This is a genomic window from Pyrolobus fumarii 1A (assembly GCF_000223395.1).
GTDB classification, from domain to species: domain Archaea; phylum Thermoproteota; class Thermoprotei_A; order Sulfolobales; family Pyrodictiaceae; genus Pyrolobus; species Pyrolobus fumarii.
The window spans coordinates 909,871-925,400 of sequence record NC_015931.1 but is presented as its reverse complement, the minus strand read 5'-3'; the positions used below and the strand labels follow the sequence as shown (position 1 = coordinate 925,400).

Sequence of the window (15,530 nt, the reverse complement as noted above, 5' to 3'; positions counted from 1 at the left end):
ATGAACCCCTGGCCCGAATAAAATGAGGAGCCTTCAGCGGAGCCGAGGCCCGCCCTATTTCTCTAGGTATACTAGTGTCGGCCGCTTGCTAAGCAACATCGGCGTTGCTCTATCGACGCGCGGGTACCCCCTGACCTCATCTTCCACCATTTTAAGCAGCTCCTCGGGTCTCATAGCGCGCCTCTCATTGGTACGTCTTATGGTGACGTTAATTGTGCCGGTCTTTACCTCCCGCTCGCCAACCACGCCTATATACGGCACCCATTCTCGGCCAGCGTCGCGAATCTTCCTGCCAAGCGACAGGTCGCGATCATCCACATCAACTCTTATGCCGTGAGAGTCTAGCATCTCAGCTATGCTCAGCGCGTAGTCCAGTTGCTCCTTGGACACGGGTATTATGCGTACTTGAATTGGCGCCATCCATGTTGGTATGTAGGGCGTCTTGCCTCTCTTCTCCATCTGAGCTGCCGTATCAAACACCATGTAGATGTAGCGCTCAACCGAACCTATCAACGCCGTGTGTATTATCACCGGGTATCTCTCCTCGTTCTTCTCGTCAACGTATTTGATCCCAAAGCGCTTTGCGTTACCAACGTCAAACTGGTAGGTTGCTATCTCTCGCGGCCTACCCGCTACATCTACGATGTGGTACTCTACGTTGAGAACCCAGTAGTATATGCCGGCAGGGTATATCGTGACGAGGGCTGGTCTACCATCCCTGGCTATCAGTTCGCGTAGCGTATCGAACCTCTCCTCGAAGAAGTCACTGGTCACGTTGTAGACTGCGACATATCTGCGGTCGAGCTTCGCAACCTCCTCGTGTATGACCTTCTGCACACGCTCGGATACCTTGACAGCCTCGTCAAGGTCACGTACTAGTATGTGTAGATCCGGCATGTGGAACTTTCTAAGGCGGAAGCATAGCGTCAGCTCTCCAGTCTGCTCGAATCGATAGCTGTCCGCGATCTCGAACATGCCTAGAGGTAGGTCGCGGTAACTAAGCACCATATCTTTGAGTATTGCAAACTGCTGATGGCACGCTGCATACCGAAGCACAAGATGCTTGCGGTCAGCCCAAAGGTCGTACAGTCTATCGCCGAATAGCTCTGCGTGCTCGCGCACCGGAGGCACGGAGAGATCGAACATGTTTGTGCCACGTATCCGTAGCACTGGTATCCCGAGACGCTGAGCAACGCGCCATGCGTAGAGCGAAACGGCCTCCATTATCACGGTGGCATGTGGCTCGTACCTCATGTGCCCATAGTCTGAGAGGGGCTCCCACTCGAAGCCGAACTTCCTACAGTATCTCGTTACCGGTGTCTCAACCTCGCCTATCTCGATTCCTAGCGCTTCTTTCTCGATAAGCCTCTTGAGGTCCTCTGGTATGTCGCTACGCTTCACATACTCTTCCGGCTCGTACTGCTCACCATCGGGCGTCACAATCACAAACTTCTTCTCAACACGCCTTGCACGAGAGGCACGCGGGCGGAACTCACGCGAAAGCTCGGCCAGAGGGTGACCATAGCAATGGACTTCGAATTCCTTGTACCACCCGAAGGGCGCGCGTATCACTTTAATGCCACGGTGGCGCAGCCTCTCTTCCATCCTTCTTAGGGCCTCTAGAGCTACATCCGGGGGCGCTAATCTGCTAGACAAGTGAGCATAGGGGTAGACGACAACGACGTCTGCCTTCACCTTACTAGCGACGTCGATCACGTCTTCCACAACCTGCTCGACAACGTCATCAAGGTTTTCCCTGTCGATATCCTCGACTGTCACGAACACGACCAAGGCGTTCTCGGCTCTACCCTCAGCCTTTACTCCATCAAGCTCCTCGTAGCCCTCCTTTAGAGCGGGTTTCACCGCACGATAGTGGAAATGCCTAGCGTGTATCAGGAGAGTCCTCAGGGTGGGGCACCGGTACCCAAGGCTCACGGAGAAGGTTTAAACTTAAACATTATGTGCGGTGTCCCAACGAGACTAGGCGACAATCCAGTGTTCAGTTTACAAGGGTACATCGCTTCTACTACGCGTTAAGTACGGTTCTTACCGCGTAGGTTCACAAGCCTTGGAAATACGTTTTTATCGCAACGAACGTGTTAGAATACTATTGAACGCCGCATAGGGGCAGAGAGCTTGACCTCAGAGCCTAAGACACTCCCCACAGAAGCCAGATTCATCCCCAAGAGGCTCGAAGAGGTTAGAAAGAGAGCCCTTGAGAACCCAGAGGAGTTCTTCGCAGAAATTGCCAGAGAGCTTGAATGGTTCAAAACCTGGGATAAGGTGCTTGATGATAGCAACCCGCCATTTTACCGTTGGTTCGTCGGCGGTTTGATAAACGCGAGTTATAACGCTGTAGACCGTCACCTGAAACGCGGTCTACGCAACAAAGCCGCAATAATATGGGAGGGTGAGCCTGGCGACACGCGTGTCCTCACATACTACCAGTTGTACCGTGAGGTGAACCGCTTCGCTGCTGTTCTCGAGAACCTTGGTCTTAGGAAGGGCGATACCATCGCATTCTATTTGCCGATGATACCAGAGCTTCCAATATTCATGCTGGCAGCTGCTAGACTTGGTATAACGTTTACAGTTGTGTTTAGCGGCTTCTCTGCAAAGGCCCTTGCAGAGAGGATCAATGATGCGAAGGCAAAGGTGCTCGTAACTGCAGATGGCGGCTTTAGACGCGGCAAGGTCATCGAACTGAAAAAGATTGCAGACGAGGCTCTAGAGATGGCTCCCAGTGTTGAGACGGTCATTGTAGTCAAGAATGTGACCGCTAGAGGCGCTAAGATAGACGTGCCGCTGACTGAGGGTCGCGACTATTGGCTTCATAACCTACTACCGGCGCACGCCAAAGTCGACCCCGTGCCAGTGGAATCTACGCACCCATTGTTCATACTATACACTAGTGGCACGACTGGCAAACCAAAGGGCGTGGTTCACAGCACCGGTGGCTACCTTGTATGGGTCTATGCGACCATGAAGTGGGTCTTTGACGTGAAACCAGATGACGTTATGTTCTGTACAGCCGATATCGGGTGGATAACGGGCCATAGCTATGTAGTGTTTGGCCCGTTGCTTCACGGCATAACTACAGTCATGTATGAGGGTGCACCGGACTACCCTGCACCTGACCGTTGGTGGCAGATAGTCGAGAAGTATGGCGTTACGATATTCTACACCGCGCCAACCGCGATAAGGATGCTAATGAGGTATGGTGAAGAGTGGGTCAAGAAGCACGACCTCTCAACGCTCCGTATACTCGGCACGGTCGGCGAACCGATCAACCCGGAGGCGTGGAAGTGGTACTATACTGTAGTCGGCGGAGAGAGATGCCCCATCGTCGACACATGGTGGCAGACAGAAACCGGAGGCATCATGATATCGCCGGCGCCAGGCATTCAGCTTGTACCCTTGAAGCCGGGGAGCGCCACATACCCCCTGCCAGGCGTCGATGCAGACGTCGTATGCGAGGATGGCAGCCCCTGTCCTCCCGGCCAGCGTGGCTACCTGGTAATCAAGAGGCCTTGGCCAGGAATGCTCATGACGTTATGGGGCGACCCCGAGAGGTACGTAAGGACGTACTGGCAGAGGTTTAGTAAGCCAGAGGAGGGCAAGTGGATCTACTATCCTGCAGACTACGCGATGAAGGATGAGGATGGATACTTCTGGATACTGGGTAGAGCAGACGAAGTGATCAAAGTTGCTGGTCATAGGCTTGGCACCGCCGAGATAGAAAGCGCCTTAGTAAGCCACCCCGCGGTGGCCGAGGCCGCTGTTGTTGGAAAGCCGGACCCGGTTAAAGGCGAGGTACCAGTGGCATTCGTTGTACTAAGGCAAGGTTACACGCCAAGTGAGGAGCTACGCCACGAGCTAGTAGAGCATGTGAGAAAGACACTTGGACCAATAGCTGTGCCAGCAGCGATATTCTTCGTCGAGAAGCTGCCTAAGACAAGAAGCGGAAAGATAATGAGGAGAGTGATAAAGGCAGTGTTGCTCGGCAAGACCCCCGGCGACCTAACCACTCTCGAGGATGAAGCTAGCCTCGACGAAATACGAAGAGCACTTGAGGAGTTCAAGAGGGAGCTTGAAAAGGCTGAGTAAGGCTAAAGCCCCGCACATTTCGAAACGTTTTGTTTAAGAGGGCACGCACAGAGCCCCAAGTATATAAAGGTCTTATTGTGCACGCCCTAGCAGGGTGTAAGTGGTGACCTCTAAGGCTATAACAAAGAAGATTACTTCCATTACTGATTTGCCCGGTGTCGGCCCGGCAACAGCAAGGAAACTAGAGGAGGCAGGCTACACAACGCTAGAGGCCATTGCTGCAGCAAACCCGCAGGAGCTCGCAGCTGCAGCGAACATACCACTTAGCACTGCACAGAGGATAGTACGCGCTGCACGTGAAGCACTAAACCTGACGTTCAAGACCGCCCTTGAGCTTAAGAAGGAGAGACTTGCTGCAAAGAAGATAACCACCGGCTCGAGGAACCTCGATGCTCTGCTAGGCGGCGGCATCGAGACGAGAATGATAACCGAGTTCTTTGGCGAGTATGGCAGCGGCAAGACGCAAATCTGCCACCAGCTTGCTGTGAACGTCCAGCTGCCACCCGAGCAAGGCGGCCTTGGAGCACGTGCAGTGTACATTGACACAGAGGGTACGTTCAGATGGGAGCGTATCGAGAACATGGCAAAGAGGTGGGGTCTCGACCCGGATAAGGTCATGGAGAACATATATTACGTCCGCGCTATAAACAGCGACCACCAGATGGCTATAGTAGAGGAGCTCTTCGACCTAGTGCCGAAGCAGAACATTAAGCTTGTGATAGTCGATTCCATAACGAGTCACTTCCGTGCGGAGTATCCGGGTCGCGAGAGGCTAGCCGAGAGGCAGCAGAAGCTTAACCGCCACCTACACCAGCTCATGAGGCTAGCAGAGTTGTACGATATAGCCATTGTGATAACAAACCAGGTTATGGCTAGACCCGATGTCGTATGGGGCGACCCGACACAGGCAGTAGGCGGACACGTACTATACCACGCGCCCGGCATACGCGTACAGCTACGCAAGGCACGCGGTAACAAGAGGATAGCAAGGATTGTAGATGCGCCGCACCTACCGGAGAACGAGACTGTATTCGTGATAACAGATCAGGGTATCATGGACCCCGAGTAACTCTTTCACAACACTTCTCTAGGTCGCTACACTCGAGCTTAAACGCGTCACCCGCCCAACGCGCCTCAACCCTACACTCGCCACCAGCATCATCACTAAACACGATAATTGGTATACGAAGACGAAGCTTTAACCCACTAAGCCTATCATACACACGCCTTTCCACAAACTCTACACGCACACCTTTCCACGCGCTACACGTTAACACATAGACACCACAATCCATAGCTTCACGTAGCAACCGTTCTGCTACCCGGCGGAAAGCCAGCGGGTTCCGCGATAGATACGGTAGTTTCACGCCCAGGCTACACCCGGGGGCGAGCCAGTTTGAGCCTCGTAATAACCGCGCAGCACATCGCCGCCATAGCATTTCTAATTCTAGGCTCACTTTTCGACTTGCGCAGCCGCGCTATACCATCTTGGCTACCTTACATATTCATAGGCACTGAGGCAATTCTCCTAGCATACCGTGTGTATACAGGGAGCGTGCCGCACACGTGGCAAGCCTATCTCGTGATAGACGCTTTCTTACTAGCTGCTATCGCTGTACTCGTCCTGCTATGCCTTAAGGGTATGGGCGACCTCCTCATGTTCCTCGGTATCACACTAGCTGAGCCTTTCGGAGCCACACTACTACCAGCGCCCCTCCTCACACTATTGTACTACTCGCTAGCCTCCCTCACAATCAGCATATACATAGCGGCGCACAACATTGCATCCAGCGAGTCTAGACGCCAACTCTCAAAACTACCACTCACAAAACGGGTGATCCGCATCTTCACAGCCAGGCCGGTACGCGCAGAGACAATAGCAAAAGGCTCTTGGTGGATACCGATCGATCTTCCGGGCGCGAAAGACACAGTTTGTAGCGTTGAAGTTGACCCCTCCGACATAGTGAAAAGAGCCATTGCAGAGGGTAGGGTGAGGCCCAAGGACTACCTCTGGGCAACCTATGGGATACCAGCTCTCGTGCCACTCACGGTGGGTTTCATTTTGGCATTGACGCTTGGAGATAAGCCTATCATTCTCCTACTCGAGAGCCTCATACATAAACGGTGAACTATGAAAGTCCTATGGGCACCCTGGCGATACTCCTACGTGAAGAGAGCCACGGAAGGGAAAGAGGAGGGTTGCGTACTGTGCAGGTTGCAGGGGATGAACGATGAGGACGCACTTATCATCTTCAGAGGAAGGCACAACTACATAGTCATGAACCTCTATCCATATAACACAGGCCACGTGATGATTGTGCCCAAGAGGCATGTTGCAAACCTAGAGGACCTCACGATAGAGGAGAAGCTTGAACTCATAGTATTGACACAAGCCTCTATACAGGGTATCCGGGAGGCGCTAAACCCACATGGCTTCAATGTCGGCATTAATCTTGGTAGGGTTGCAGGCGCTGGCATAGAAGACCATATACACGTACATGTAGTTCCAAGGTGGAATGGCGATACCAACTTCATGCCTGTGATAGCCGAGACAAAGGTTATACCTCAGGATGTGCGTGAGACTTACCGAGTGATTCGTGACCCGATAGCCCGCTACGCCGAGAAGCTCCTAAAAGAGCTCCAAGATTATCGAGAAAGCTCATGATTTCACGATAATGGCTTTCTATATACTCGACCTCGCGGAAGTAGTTACGCAGCCCGTAGAGTATTGCACGAACACGGATAGCCTCAACATACCTCCTTAACAGATACACGCGCTCATGGTAGTGTACTGCCGGCGGATATATGCTGGCCAACCTCTTCATCTCATCCTCAAGTTCACCAAGTGCTTCGATAAGCACACCTGACACCAGGTTAGCCTCGAAACGTTGAAGTAATTCCCCAACTTTCTCAGCTTTCGCTTTAGTCCTCTCTAGAGCCTCCACCAGAGACTCCAAGATTCCCCATCCCCAGACGTGTGTAATACTACTTTGATAGCACACCACTCGTTTAACTCTTTACCGTATCTACACATACGAATACCATACGCGGCTTACCATACTCTTCCCCACTGATTCTCTTTACAAGTCCCTCCCGTACAAGCATGGCAAGTACTTCGCGAAACAAGAACTTGTTGATATGCATACACGCTTCTCTCACCTTGTTAAAGAGGGAGTCAAACTCGAGAGGCTCTCTAGAGGAGCATAGTATGTCGATAATCTTTTCGTGTATCTCTTCACGGGTAGTACAGGCATCTCCTACCATAAAGGCTACCGCCCTCCTATCCTAGAGCCTCGGAGGGAGAGAGGATTTGATAGGTGCTAACGACTTTGAAGTTATTGAGGAGTATGAGCTGATGGGTGAGAAGAGGTTTCGCGTGAGACTCAAAGGTACTAACATAGTTTTCAATGTCGCCGCTAATGATGCAAAGGATGCTGTGGAGAGAGCTGTCGAGCTAGCTCGCAAGTTGGAGATAGACAAGGTGCTCGAGAAGATTCGCAACTTGTTCGAGTCTTAAATCTGCTTACGCTTCTCGCGCCTCTTGAGCGCCTCTTCGAACTCCTTAACCAGGCTCCTTGCAACTTTCTTGAACTCTCCTTCGTCAATAGTCTCGACCATCAAACGGAAGAATTTCACCGCACACGCTTTACTATGAAATGTCAATGTTACGCCACCTCTTTGTAACACAATACCCTGCCCTTCTGGAAACATCCTACCACAGACAATACACTTGTAGCGCTTGTTGCGCACCATCTAAACCAACCACGGATAACCAATATACACTCTACACCTTAAAACAAACGATGTTTAACCGAGAGCCTTGTAAGGGGCTAGGAGTTACAGCTCTCCTTCAGCCTCTGGGCGTCCAAGGTGCCGGATAGTACAGTTGCTACACACAAGGGTGAGGGGGTATTGCCCAGCCCGATTGAGATGCTCAATGAGAAGATTCGGAAGCTACTCGAAGAGAAGGGCTGGACTAAGCTCACTGAGATCCAGGAGAAGGCCATACCAGAGATAATGGCAGGCAAGAACGTGATAATCACAGCACCCACTGGGTACGGCAAAACTGAGGCCGCGTTACTCCCCATACTAAGCATGATGTCCTCTAGCAACGTCGAGCCAGTAGCACTGCTCTACATAACTCCCATGCGCGCACTGATTAACGACCTATACCTGCGCATAAGCTGGTGGGCCGAGCGTCTAGGATTCCGAGTGGCAAGGAAGCACGGCGACGTATCCCAAAGCGAGAGGAGCAAGAGGCTACGCAAAGCACCACACATCCTAATAACTACGCCGGAGAGCCTCGAGATAGACCTTGATTGGGCTACGCGCTTCAGAGAATATTACCGCAACCTACGTTGGGTTATCGTCGACGAGGTTCACGAGATAGTTGGTACCAAGAGGGGCGTACAACTGGCACTCCTCTTGTCAAGACTGCGCCGCTACGCTGGCGACTTCCAGCTCGTGCTCATCTCGGCGACTGTAGGCGACCCGATGAAGGTGCTAGAGGTGTTCAGCTACGGGTCTAAGAGGGAGAGGAGTGTCGTAAGCGTAGCCAGGCGTAAGAAGATTGAGATTGTGATAGACGTCATTGGGAACGATCGTAACTATTGGAGGCGCGCTGCCGAGAAGATAGCAAAGTATCTCGAGCCGATAACACTGGTCTTCACCAACTCGAAGTATGCCTCCGAGAGGCTTCACGAGGAGCTTGTAAAGCTAGGCGTGAAGGACGTCCTAGTACACCATGCTAGCTTGTCGCCAGAGGAGAGGGAGGAGGCCGAGAAGGCTCTACGCGAGGGCAAGGTAACTGCCGTCATATGTACGAAGACTCTCGAGCTGGGCATAGATGTTGGCGACGTGAAGAAGGTTATACTATTCCGCCCGCCAAGCACCGTGTTTAGCCTTGTACAGAGGCTCGGTAGGAGCGGCCATAGGCACGACATAGAGGTGTTGAACGGCGTCATAATAGCTAATGACGCCGTTGAGGCTCTATACGCAGCTGCACTGACAAAGGCTGCCGTGGAGGGCAGAGTCGAGGAGCCACGCATACCTGAGAAGCCTCTAGACGTCCTAGTGAAGGAGCTTGTAGGCATGGCGCTTCAGGGCGAGGTCAACATAGACGAGGCCTATGAGATATTCAAGTCGACCTACCACTATCGCAACCTAACGCGCGAGGAGCTCGACGAGGTTGTGAAACTGTTGATAGATAACGGTATTCTCCAGGAGAGCGGCCCCGGGCGCGTAAAGGTAGGCCAGCTATTCTACAAGATATGGAGGTTCGAGAAGACTAGCGACCGGAGAGCATGGTGGATGAAGAGCTTCTCATCCTTCTTCTCGACCATAGGCGAGAAATCAACGTACAGCGTGAGAACCGAGGATGGTAGGATAGTCGGCGAACTCGACGCTAGCTACGTGTACAAGCTGTACCCAGGCGCCGCTATAAGGCTAGGAGGCCGTACGTGGGTAATAGTTGCCATCGACGAACTTGCAGCCAAGATCATAGTGAGGGAGGAGAAAGCCACAACCGCCATAGTACCTGTATGGCGCGGTCTAGGCCCCGAGGCATCCCACACCGCACTTGAGGCACTCGACAAGGTGCTCAAGGAGGTTTACGAGAGGGGTATCGACGCAATAACCTGGGTCAAGTTGAGCGAGGATGCTAGGAGAGAGGTGGAGAAGTTCATTGAAGAGTACCGCGTCTCTAAGAAGCCGTTACCAAGCCGCGACCGCGTGATAATCGAGCAGGTTGGCGACGAGCTGATAATCCTCGGGCTTATGGGCGAGGCTGCAGCCCGTACGTTAGGCTATGCACTCTTATACGCGGCTCGCAGCTACACCTCCAGCATACGCACATCGTACTACGGCCTATCCATACGCATCACGCCAGGCTTCAACCCATTGGAGGTGCTCAGCCAGATAAAGCCCGATGACATCGAGAACCTCGCACTAGAGGCTATAATGAAGACGCCCTACTACCTCAACACACTGCGAGACATAAGACTGGCGTTTGGCCAGATATCAAAAATGGGTCCCGAGGATAATCTCGTGAAGCTCGAAGCAGCTAGACAAGCACTGCAAGAGTTCTTCGATGTCACCGAGGCGAAGAGAATACTCAAGCTAGTACACGAGGGCCACGTGTCAACACACACTGCTGGCGCTGCCTCGCCCCTAGCGAGGCTCCTAATCTCAATGCCGGAGGAGAAGCTATGGAAAGTCGATATTGAGAAGGAGTTAGCAGAGGCGCTCAAAGGCATGGCATTCACAGTCGAAGAGTTAGCATCTATGACTGGCTTGCCTGAAAAGATAGTCGAGGCTAAGCTGCGCGAAATGAGGAAACCCGGGTCTCCCTACCGCGTCTTCCAGTTCATTGATGTTGACACTGGAGACTGGAGGTGGGCCCTTGAGGAAGACGTAGAAGAGATAGTAGGCCTTGAGGAGTTCCGCGACAGCTTCAAACCCCTAAAACTAAACGAACACTTCGTGCTGATGGTGAGAGGAGTTAACTCCGAGGACTTTGCACACGTGCTCATCTCTGCCAGGGACGTGGTAGAGAAGCGGGAAGAGTTCCTCCGGCAGGTACCATTCAACGAGATTTACGAGCTGAAGGTGCTGCCGATAACCGATGACAGCAAAGCTGGCATACCACGCTACTACTACGTCTCGAGGCGCACACTGCCATACGTGGTGCTCAACGCTATTGCAGTAATCCAGAGGATACGCTCTCTCGACTACTACTAGGCGTTTAATAGGGAACCTGGCAACACATGAAAATGGGGGCTGTGAAGACCGCCACGGCTAGCGGCTGAGCACCGTGACGAGGGCTCGTGTTTCGGAGCCCCCGTGATGTAATCGAGGTAAGCTGATTTTGACTTCTGCATGATGAGGTTATCCCCGGCTGATGGGGTTGACGCGACTATACTGGTATGTACTCGCAGTAGCTAGCATAAAGCCGGAAGCCTCCCTAACATCCTTCCTAGCTGCTCTCCGAGATGCACGTATAGAAGTGGTCGATTATGAAGAGGAAACTCGAAGAGTACTTCACCGCGTACCGTTCGAGAAGCTCCCTCTCGCCATGAGCTTATGGGACAAGTATACATCTTCCGTAACACTAGAGTTCAAGGCTAGCGGAGCGGCTAGACGCGTCAGAGTTTCACTCTTACGCCGTACATTCGCGCAAGTTGACGAGACGCCATCAGCTATACTCTTGCTTGACAAGTGCGAGGCACACAGCGATTATTCCGTGTTTGGCGAGCTTAGAGGGAGAAGGCTAACGCTAAAGCTATGCCGACGCGAGGCTTTGGAGCAGAACGTTACACAGCTAGCCCCTAGTCTCTGCGTGTGGATATACCCGGGTGTAAACCCGATACATCTAATGGATGCCGCGCAAACGTGCATCAGTAGCTTCTATGAGAGGTTCCTGAAGGTTGCTAAGGGCGAACACAGTGCTTAATAGCCTTGAGGTTGCGGCTGGCACTTTATGGGTGTAGGAGAGTGGCCGCGCCTGCCGATAACGTCGTCGTTATTGGTAAGAAGAGCGTCCCCGATTACGTGCTCGAGGTTATACTCAAGTTTAACGAGGGTATAGATGAAGTTGTTATAAAAGGCAGGGGACAAATGATAAGCAAGGCTGTAGACGTCTATAACGCGTTGAAGAGTAAACTGGGCGACTCTTTACAACTAGTCTCGGTGAACATAGACAGCGATAACATCGGCGGCAGGCTTGTATCCTATATAGAGATACGCGTGAGGCGCACTATCTAAGCAGCTAGGTTCTCGCCCAGGCCAGCACCCCTCCCAGCCTCGACCCTGGCAACCATACCCTCAACCTCCTCGAGAAGCTCTAGGAGCACTCTACATGCCTCGGCTTCACCACTAGCCACACTATCCATCAAGCTCTCTACTAGCCGCGTCCGCTCGAGGGATACTAGCGGCCTGAACTCCGTCACGAGGTACTGGTATACCCTCCTACCCATGCTGGTTGGCACTAGGTACTTGCGGTATCTACTCTCTACTACATACCCGTGTCTCTTCAGCGCCTCTATTATCTTGGCATACGTGCTTGGTCTCCCGATGCCACTCCTCTTCATCTCCATTACAAGTTCGCCGTGAGTGTAGAGCCTAACAGTGGACGTCCTAACTATACGTGCACCCATCGGCTTGACCCTACCCTCTTGCACATTGTACACTGGGATCACGTGTGGATAGAATGTCAGGAAGCCCGCCTCAATCACCTTTCTCGCAACAACATCTTCAACACTTACATTCCCAACTGTTACTCGTAGACGCACTCTCTCTACACGCGCTGGTATAGACTGACTTGCCATGAACCTCGCGAATATCAAACTGTATAGCTTGTAGTGGCTCTCGCGTAGACGTGTAACTATCCTAACCTCACCCTCCGCTATAGCATCTCTCAACTCATCAGCATCCAGAGGCATTGTAGGCCTTATGGCTTCATGTGCACCACCTTCACCCCAATGACGAGGCATTAGAAGCTTTGCATGACCACGACGCTGCATATAGCTCTTCGCGATTGCAATGCCGGCATCACTTACTCTCGTTGAGTCCGTCCTATGGTATGTGATGAGACCATTCTCGAAGAGTTCCTGCGCGAGGCGCATCGTCTTCTCTGCGGTGTACCCTAGCAGCCTAGATGCATCATAGAGTAACGTCTCGGTCGTGTAGGGTGGTGGTGGCGTAAGGCTCACGATATTAGCCTCTAGTATCTCCACCTCTACTCCCTTCTCGAGCGCCTCGCGTAGAGCCTCTCTAGCTGTTCTGCTATCCGGATAGCATAGCTTTACACGACCCCACGGCAGACGCGCGATCAATGCATAGCATCTACCCTTCTTCCACTCTTCGAGCCTCTCTACAAGGAAGCCTAGAGCAGGCGTCTGGACTCTACCGGCACCGAGCCATCTAGCGTTGAAGACTTTCCACAGGTGCTGGCTTAGCTCGAAACCAATCCATCTATCTTCGACCCTTCTAACCACCTGGGCTTCAACAAGCCTCCTGTTCACATCACGTGGGTTAGCAAGCGCCTCAAGGATAGCCTTCTTTGTCACTTCGTGGAACTCTATCCTCTTGATGTTCTTGGCGTATGGTTTGAGCAGCGTGTAGATATCCCATGCTATCTTCTCACCCTCGTAGTCAGGGTCTGTTGCGATATAGACTGTATCAACCAGGGGTGCTAACTTTCTAAGCAGTTCGATTATACGCCTCTTATCCTCTATGTTCACCGAGTTGCACTCGGGACATTGCTCAGCCACGATGGCATGTTGTGCTCCACAATCCCTACACCTCACTATGGGTGCGTAGACAGGCTTCACGTCACTACCTTCGAGTATGACTCCGTGCTTGCCGACAGGCTCCTCGGTGAGATCGTATACGTGACCTTTTACAGACACTATTAGCATCACATGTGTCTTGCCGCTCTTGGGGTTGTATGCAACCGTCTCGTAGACATTCACGCCATCGTATTCTTTCCGAGCAGGCTTACCCCAGAATCCAGCGATAAGACGCGCTTTCGTCGGCGACTCCACTATGACAAGGCTAGTCTCGATGTTCATGCGTAGAGCCGATCTGCTTACTGCTGGCGCTCTTCTCGACTCCCACGCCTTTTCAAGCTCCTCTAGAACCTCTTTCTCGTTATACTCGCGTAGTTCGAAACCAGCTAACAGCCTAGCTAACCTATCCTCGAAGCGCTCCAAGAGGAGGGGCGCACTCGAGACTACTATGACAACGCCTCGCGTCATATACCCCTTTATAAGGCGCGATGTGCGCCCACTAGCCTGGATGTAAGTGTAAGGGTCGGGTGTTGCAACATAAGCTCCGCTAGACGACACTGTTAGTATCGAGTATCCTGCTGGCACTTCGCTTGTGACGCTACGGAGTTTCTCAAGTATCGCGGATGCTAGACTGCGTGCCTTCTCTGCGGCCTCTGCTAGCCTACCGCCAGCCTCTAATCTACCCTGCAGCACCGCGCGTAGGAGTTCCACCTCGTCCGGCGTCATCTTGGATAGTATTCTGGCATACTCGCGGTAACCCTCAACGTCTAGGGCTTTTGCTAGCGCGAGTATACGGCGTGGACTTTGAAGCGCTTTCTCAATAGGCGTGCGGTTGAAGGGAGGCTCTAGGAACAATGCGTATGCTACACGATACGGCATATCAAGGCCTCTCACCATGACTCCATAGTAGCTCGCCACACCGACAAGAACATCATACTCGCCTCTCTCGAACTTCTCGATAACCCTCTTACCCGCTATTGCCAGGCCCGCGCGGACACCCCTCTCACCCAACCTGTTCACGACCAGCTTTGCTGTTTCAACACCTAGCGGCTTGGCTACGAAGACCAGGCCGCCTGGCCCCATCTTAGCAACGGTCTCGACGAGCTTCTCAATAGCGTCTTCCGGGCTACTAGCCAAGAGCTTATACTCGGCGATGTTCCTGGCATACCCAGCTATACTCCCGACACTAAGCCCGAGAAGCTTGCCCAGCACCAACCTCTTGAAGCCACGCGCCCTACCCGTGGCAGACGCTACCACTAGCTGACCAAGCCTACCCGCTACGCCGTTAACCACGCGCTTTAACTCCTCTATCTCGCTAGCATAGCGTCTCGCGAGAGCCGGGTTAGCACGCACCCTCAGGGAGAGCTTGACAAGCCTTGTAGCAGCACGTATCTCGTCCGGCTTGGCACCAAGCAACATCAATATTCTCTCAACGTTTACAGAGTCTCTCAGAATCGCGTCAACATCGTCAACTATTATCGTGTCGAACATCGTCCTCTCTAATAGCCCCCAGCGTCTAGAGAGGAACGCCGTGGTAGTGACTAGTATGTCGTATTCGCCGTTCTCTATCGCTTCTAGCTGTGCACGCTTCTCGCTTGCACGCAACAGACTGTGATAATAGACTATCCTCTTGCGCACTGCAGCATTATGGGCGAGCAGCTGGAGCCTCTCTGCAACTTGTTTCGCCAAGCTGCTCGTAGGTAGCAAGTAGTAGACGCGGCTCCCATTTACGGCAGAATAGAGAGCGTACACTGCTAGTAGTGTAGTCTTGCCCGTACCCGTGGGAGCCGTGATGGCAAAGCTTTCTCTCCTTAGCAGCCTCCTAGCCCACTGCCTCTGAACACTCCATGGCCGTGAGCCGGTAGCCCTCTCAAAGAACCTCTCGAATATACTGAGTTCGTCCTCCTCCCTTGCTAGCCAAGCCCAACCCTCCAGCTTACCATGCTCCTCGAGGAGCCTCGCAACTGCAAGTACACGCTCTCTCCAGTCTAACCCAGACAGGTATCTCTCAGCCTCAGGGAGAAGCGGGAGACACTCCCAACACGGCAGCCCCTTTATGAGCCTCTCTTCGTCGATACGTCCCCGACAGTTGGGACACCCGGCCTCATAGAGTAGCGTGAGCTTCGCCAATACTCA

At 52.7% G+C, this 15,530-nt stretch carries 13 protein-coding genes; 8 read left to right on the top strand and 5 right to left on the bottom strand.

Translation table 11 applies throughout. The features are described from left to right. Positions 1-54: 54 nt before the first annotated feature. Positions 55-1,908: a threonine--tRNA ligase gene (locus PYRFU_RS04860; protein ID WP_048192458.1), complete on the bottom strand. Its 1,854-nt coding sequence runs from the start codon at positions 1,906-1,908 to the stop codon at positions 55-57. Positions 1,909-2,136: 228 nt separating this feature from the next. Between PYRFU_RS04860 and acs the strand changes: the two genes are divergently transcribed. Then, positions 2,137-4,107 carry an acetate--CoA ligase gene (gene acs / locus PYRFU_RS04855; RefSeq protein ID WP_014026520.1) on the top strand — a complete coding sequence of 657 codons (1,971 nt, stop codon included), beginning with the start codon at positions 2,137-2,139 and terminating at the stop codon, positions 4,105-4,107. Positions 4,108-4,207: 100 nt separating this feature from the next. Next, complete coding sequence (gene radA, locus PYRFU_RS04850; RefSeq protein ID WP_014026519.1) at positions 4,208-5,176, top strand: DNA repair and recombination protein RadA; 969 nt, start codon at positions 4,208-4,210, stop codon at positions 5,174-5,176. Here the strand turns inward: radA and PYRFU_RS04845 are convergent. Further along, positions 5,160-5,474: a hypothetical protein gene (locus PYRFU_RS04845; protein WP_014026518.1), complete on the bottom strand. Its 315-nt coding sequence runs from the start codon at positions 5,472-5,474 to the stop codon at positions 5,160-5,162. The genes radA and PYRFU_RS04845 overlap by 17 nt on opposite strands. A 29-nt stretch (positions 5,475-5,503) precedes the next feature. Between PYRFU_RS04845 and PYRFU_RS04840 the strand changes: the two genes are divergently transcribed. Both PYRFU_RS04840 and PYRFU_RS04835 read left to right on the top strand, forming a co-directional pair. Further along, positions 5,504-6,235, top strand: coding sequence for an A24 family peptidase C-terminal domain-containing protein (locus PYRFU_RS04840; protein WP_014026517.1), 732 nt, complete (start codon positions 5,504-5,506; stop codon positions 6,233-6,235). Positions 6,236-6,238: 3 nt separating this feature from the next. Then, positions 6,239-6,772: an HIT family protein gene (locus tag PYRFU_RS04835; protein ID WP_014026516.1), complete on the top strand. Its 534-nt coding sequence runs from the start codon at positions 6,239-6,241 to the stop codon at positions 6,770-6,772. A gap of 344 nt (positions 6,773-7,116) precedes the next feature. On the opposite strand, the gene PYRFU_RS04830 is transcribed toward PYRFU_RS04835, so the two are convergent. Further along, a complete protein-coding gene (locus tag PYRFU_RS04830; protein ID WP_014026515.1) occupies positions 7,117-7,371 on the bottom strand; it encodes a hypothetical protein in 255 nt (84 codons plus the stop codon). Between the two features lie 46 nt (positions 7,372-7,417). Between PYRFU_RS04830 and PYRFU_RS04825 the strand changes: the two genes are divergently transcribed. Continuing rightward, positions 7,418-7,624 carry a hypothetical protein gene (locus PYRFU_RS04825; protein WP_014026514.1) on the top strand — a complete coding sequence of 69 codons (207 nt, stop codon included), beginning with the start codon at positions 7,418-7,420 and terminating at the stop codon, positions 7,622-7,624. Here PYRFU_RS04825 and PYRFU_RS04820 read toward each other — a convergent pair. Further along, positions 7,621-7,860, bottom strand: a complete 240-nt coding sequence (locus PYRFU_RS04820) for a hypothetical protein (RefSeq protein ID WP_014026513.1) — start codon at positions 7,858-7,860, stop codon at positions 7,621-7,623. The genes PYRFU_RS04825 and PYRFU_RS04820 overlap by 4 nt on opposite strands. 159 nt (positions 7,861-8,019) lie before the next feature. On the opposite strand from PYRFU_RS04820, the gene PYRFU_RS04815 reads away from it, so the two are divergent. The 3 genes from PYRFU_RS04815 to PYRFU_RS04805 all read left to right on the top strand — a co-directional run bounded on the left by PYRFU_RS04815 (position 8,020) and on the right by PYRFU_RS04805 (position 11,868). Next, positions 8,020-10,845 (top strand): DEAD/DEAH box helicase, encoded by a 2,826-nt coding sequence (locus PYRFU_RS04815; protein WP_014026512.1) that lies wholly within the window; start codon positions 8,020-8,022, stop codon positions 10,843-10,845. 166 nt (positions 10,846-11,011) lie between these two features. Continuing rightward, a complete protein-coding gene (locus PYRFU_RS04810) occupies positions 11,012-11,557 on the top strand; it encodes a hypothetical protein (RefSeq protein ID WP_014026511.1) in 546 nt (181 codons plus the stop codon). A gap of 41 nt (positions 11,558-11,598) precedes the next feature. Then, on the top strand, positions 11,599-11,868 hold the full coding sequence (locus PYRFU_RS04805) for a DNA-binding protein (RefSeq protein WP_048192455.1): 270 nt from the start codon (positions 11,599-11,601) through the stop codon (positions 11,866-11,868). Here the strand turns inward: PYRFU_RS04805 and rgy are convergent. Continuing rightward, positions 11,865-15,524 carry a reverse gyrase gene (gene rgy, locus PYRFU_RS04800; protein ID WP_014026509.1) on the bottom strand — a complete coding sequence of 1,220 codons (3,660 nt, stop codon included), beginning with the start codon at positions 15,522-15,524 and terminating at the stop codon, positions 11,865-11,867. The genes PYRFU_RS04805 and rgy overlap by 4 nt on opposite strands. Positions 15,525-15,530: the final 6 nt, after the last annotated feature.

Excerpts from the sequence above, each read along its gene's own strand:
- PYRFU_RS04835 (WP_014026516.1), top strand. The coding sequence starts at position 6,239 with ATGAAAGTCCTATGGGCACCCTGGCGATACTCCTACGTGAAGAGAGCC.
- PYRFU_RS04830 (WP_014026515.1), bottom strand. The coding sequence starts at position 7,371 with ATGGTAGGAGATGCCTGTACTACCCGTGAAGAGATACACGAAAAGATT.
- PYRFU_RS04820 (WP_014026513.1), bottom strand. The coding sequence starts at position 7,860 with ATGGTGCGCAACAAGCGCTACAAGTGTATTGTCTGTGGTAGGATGTTT.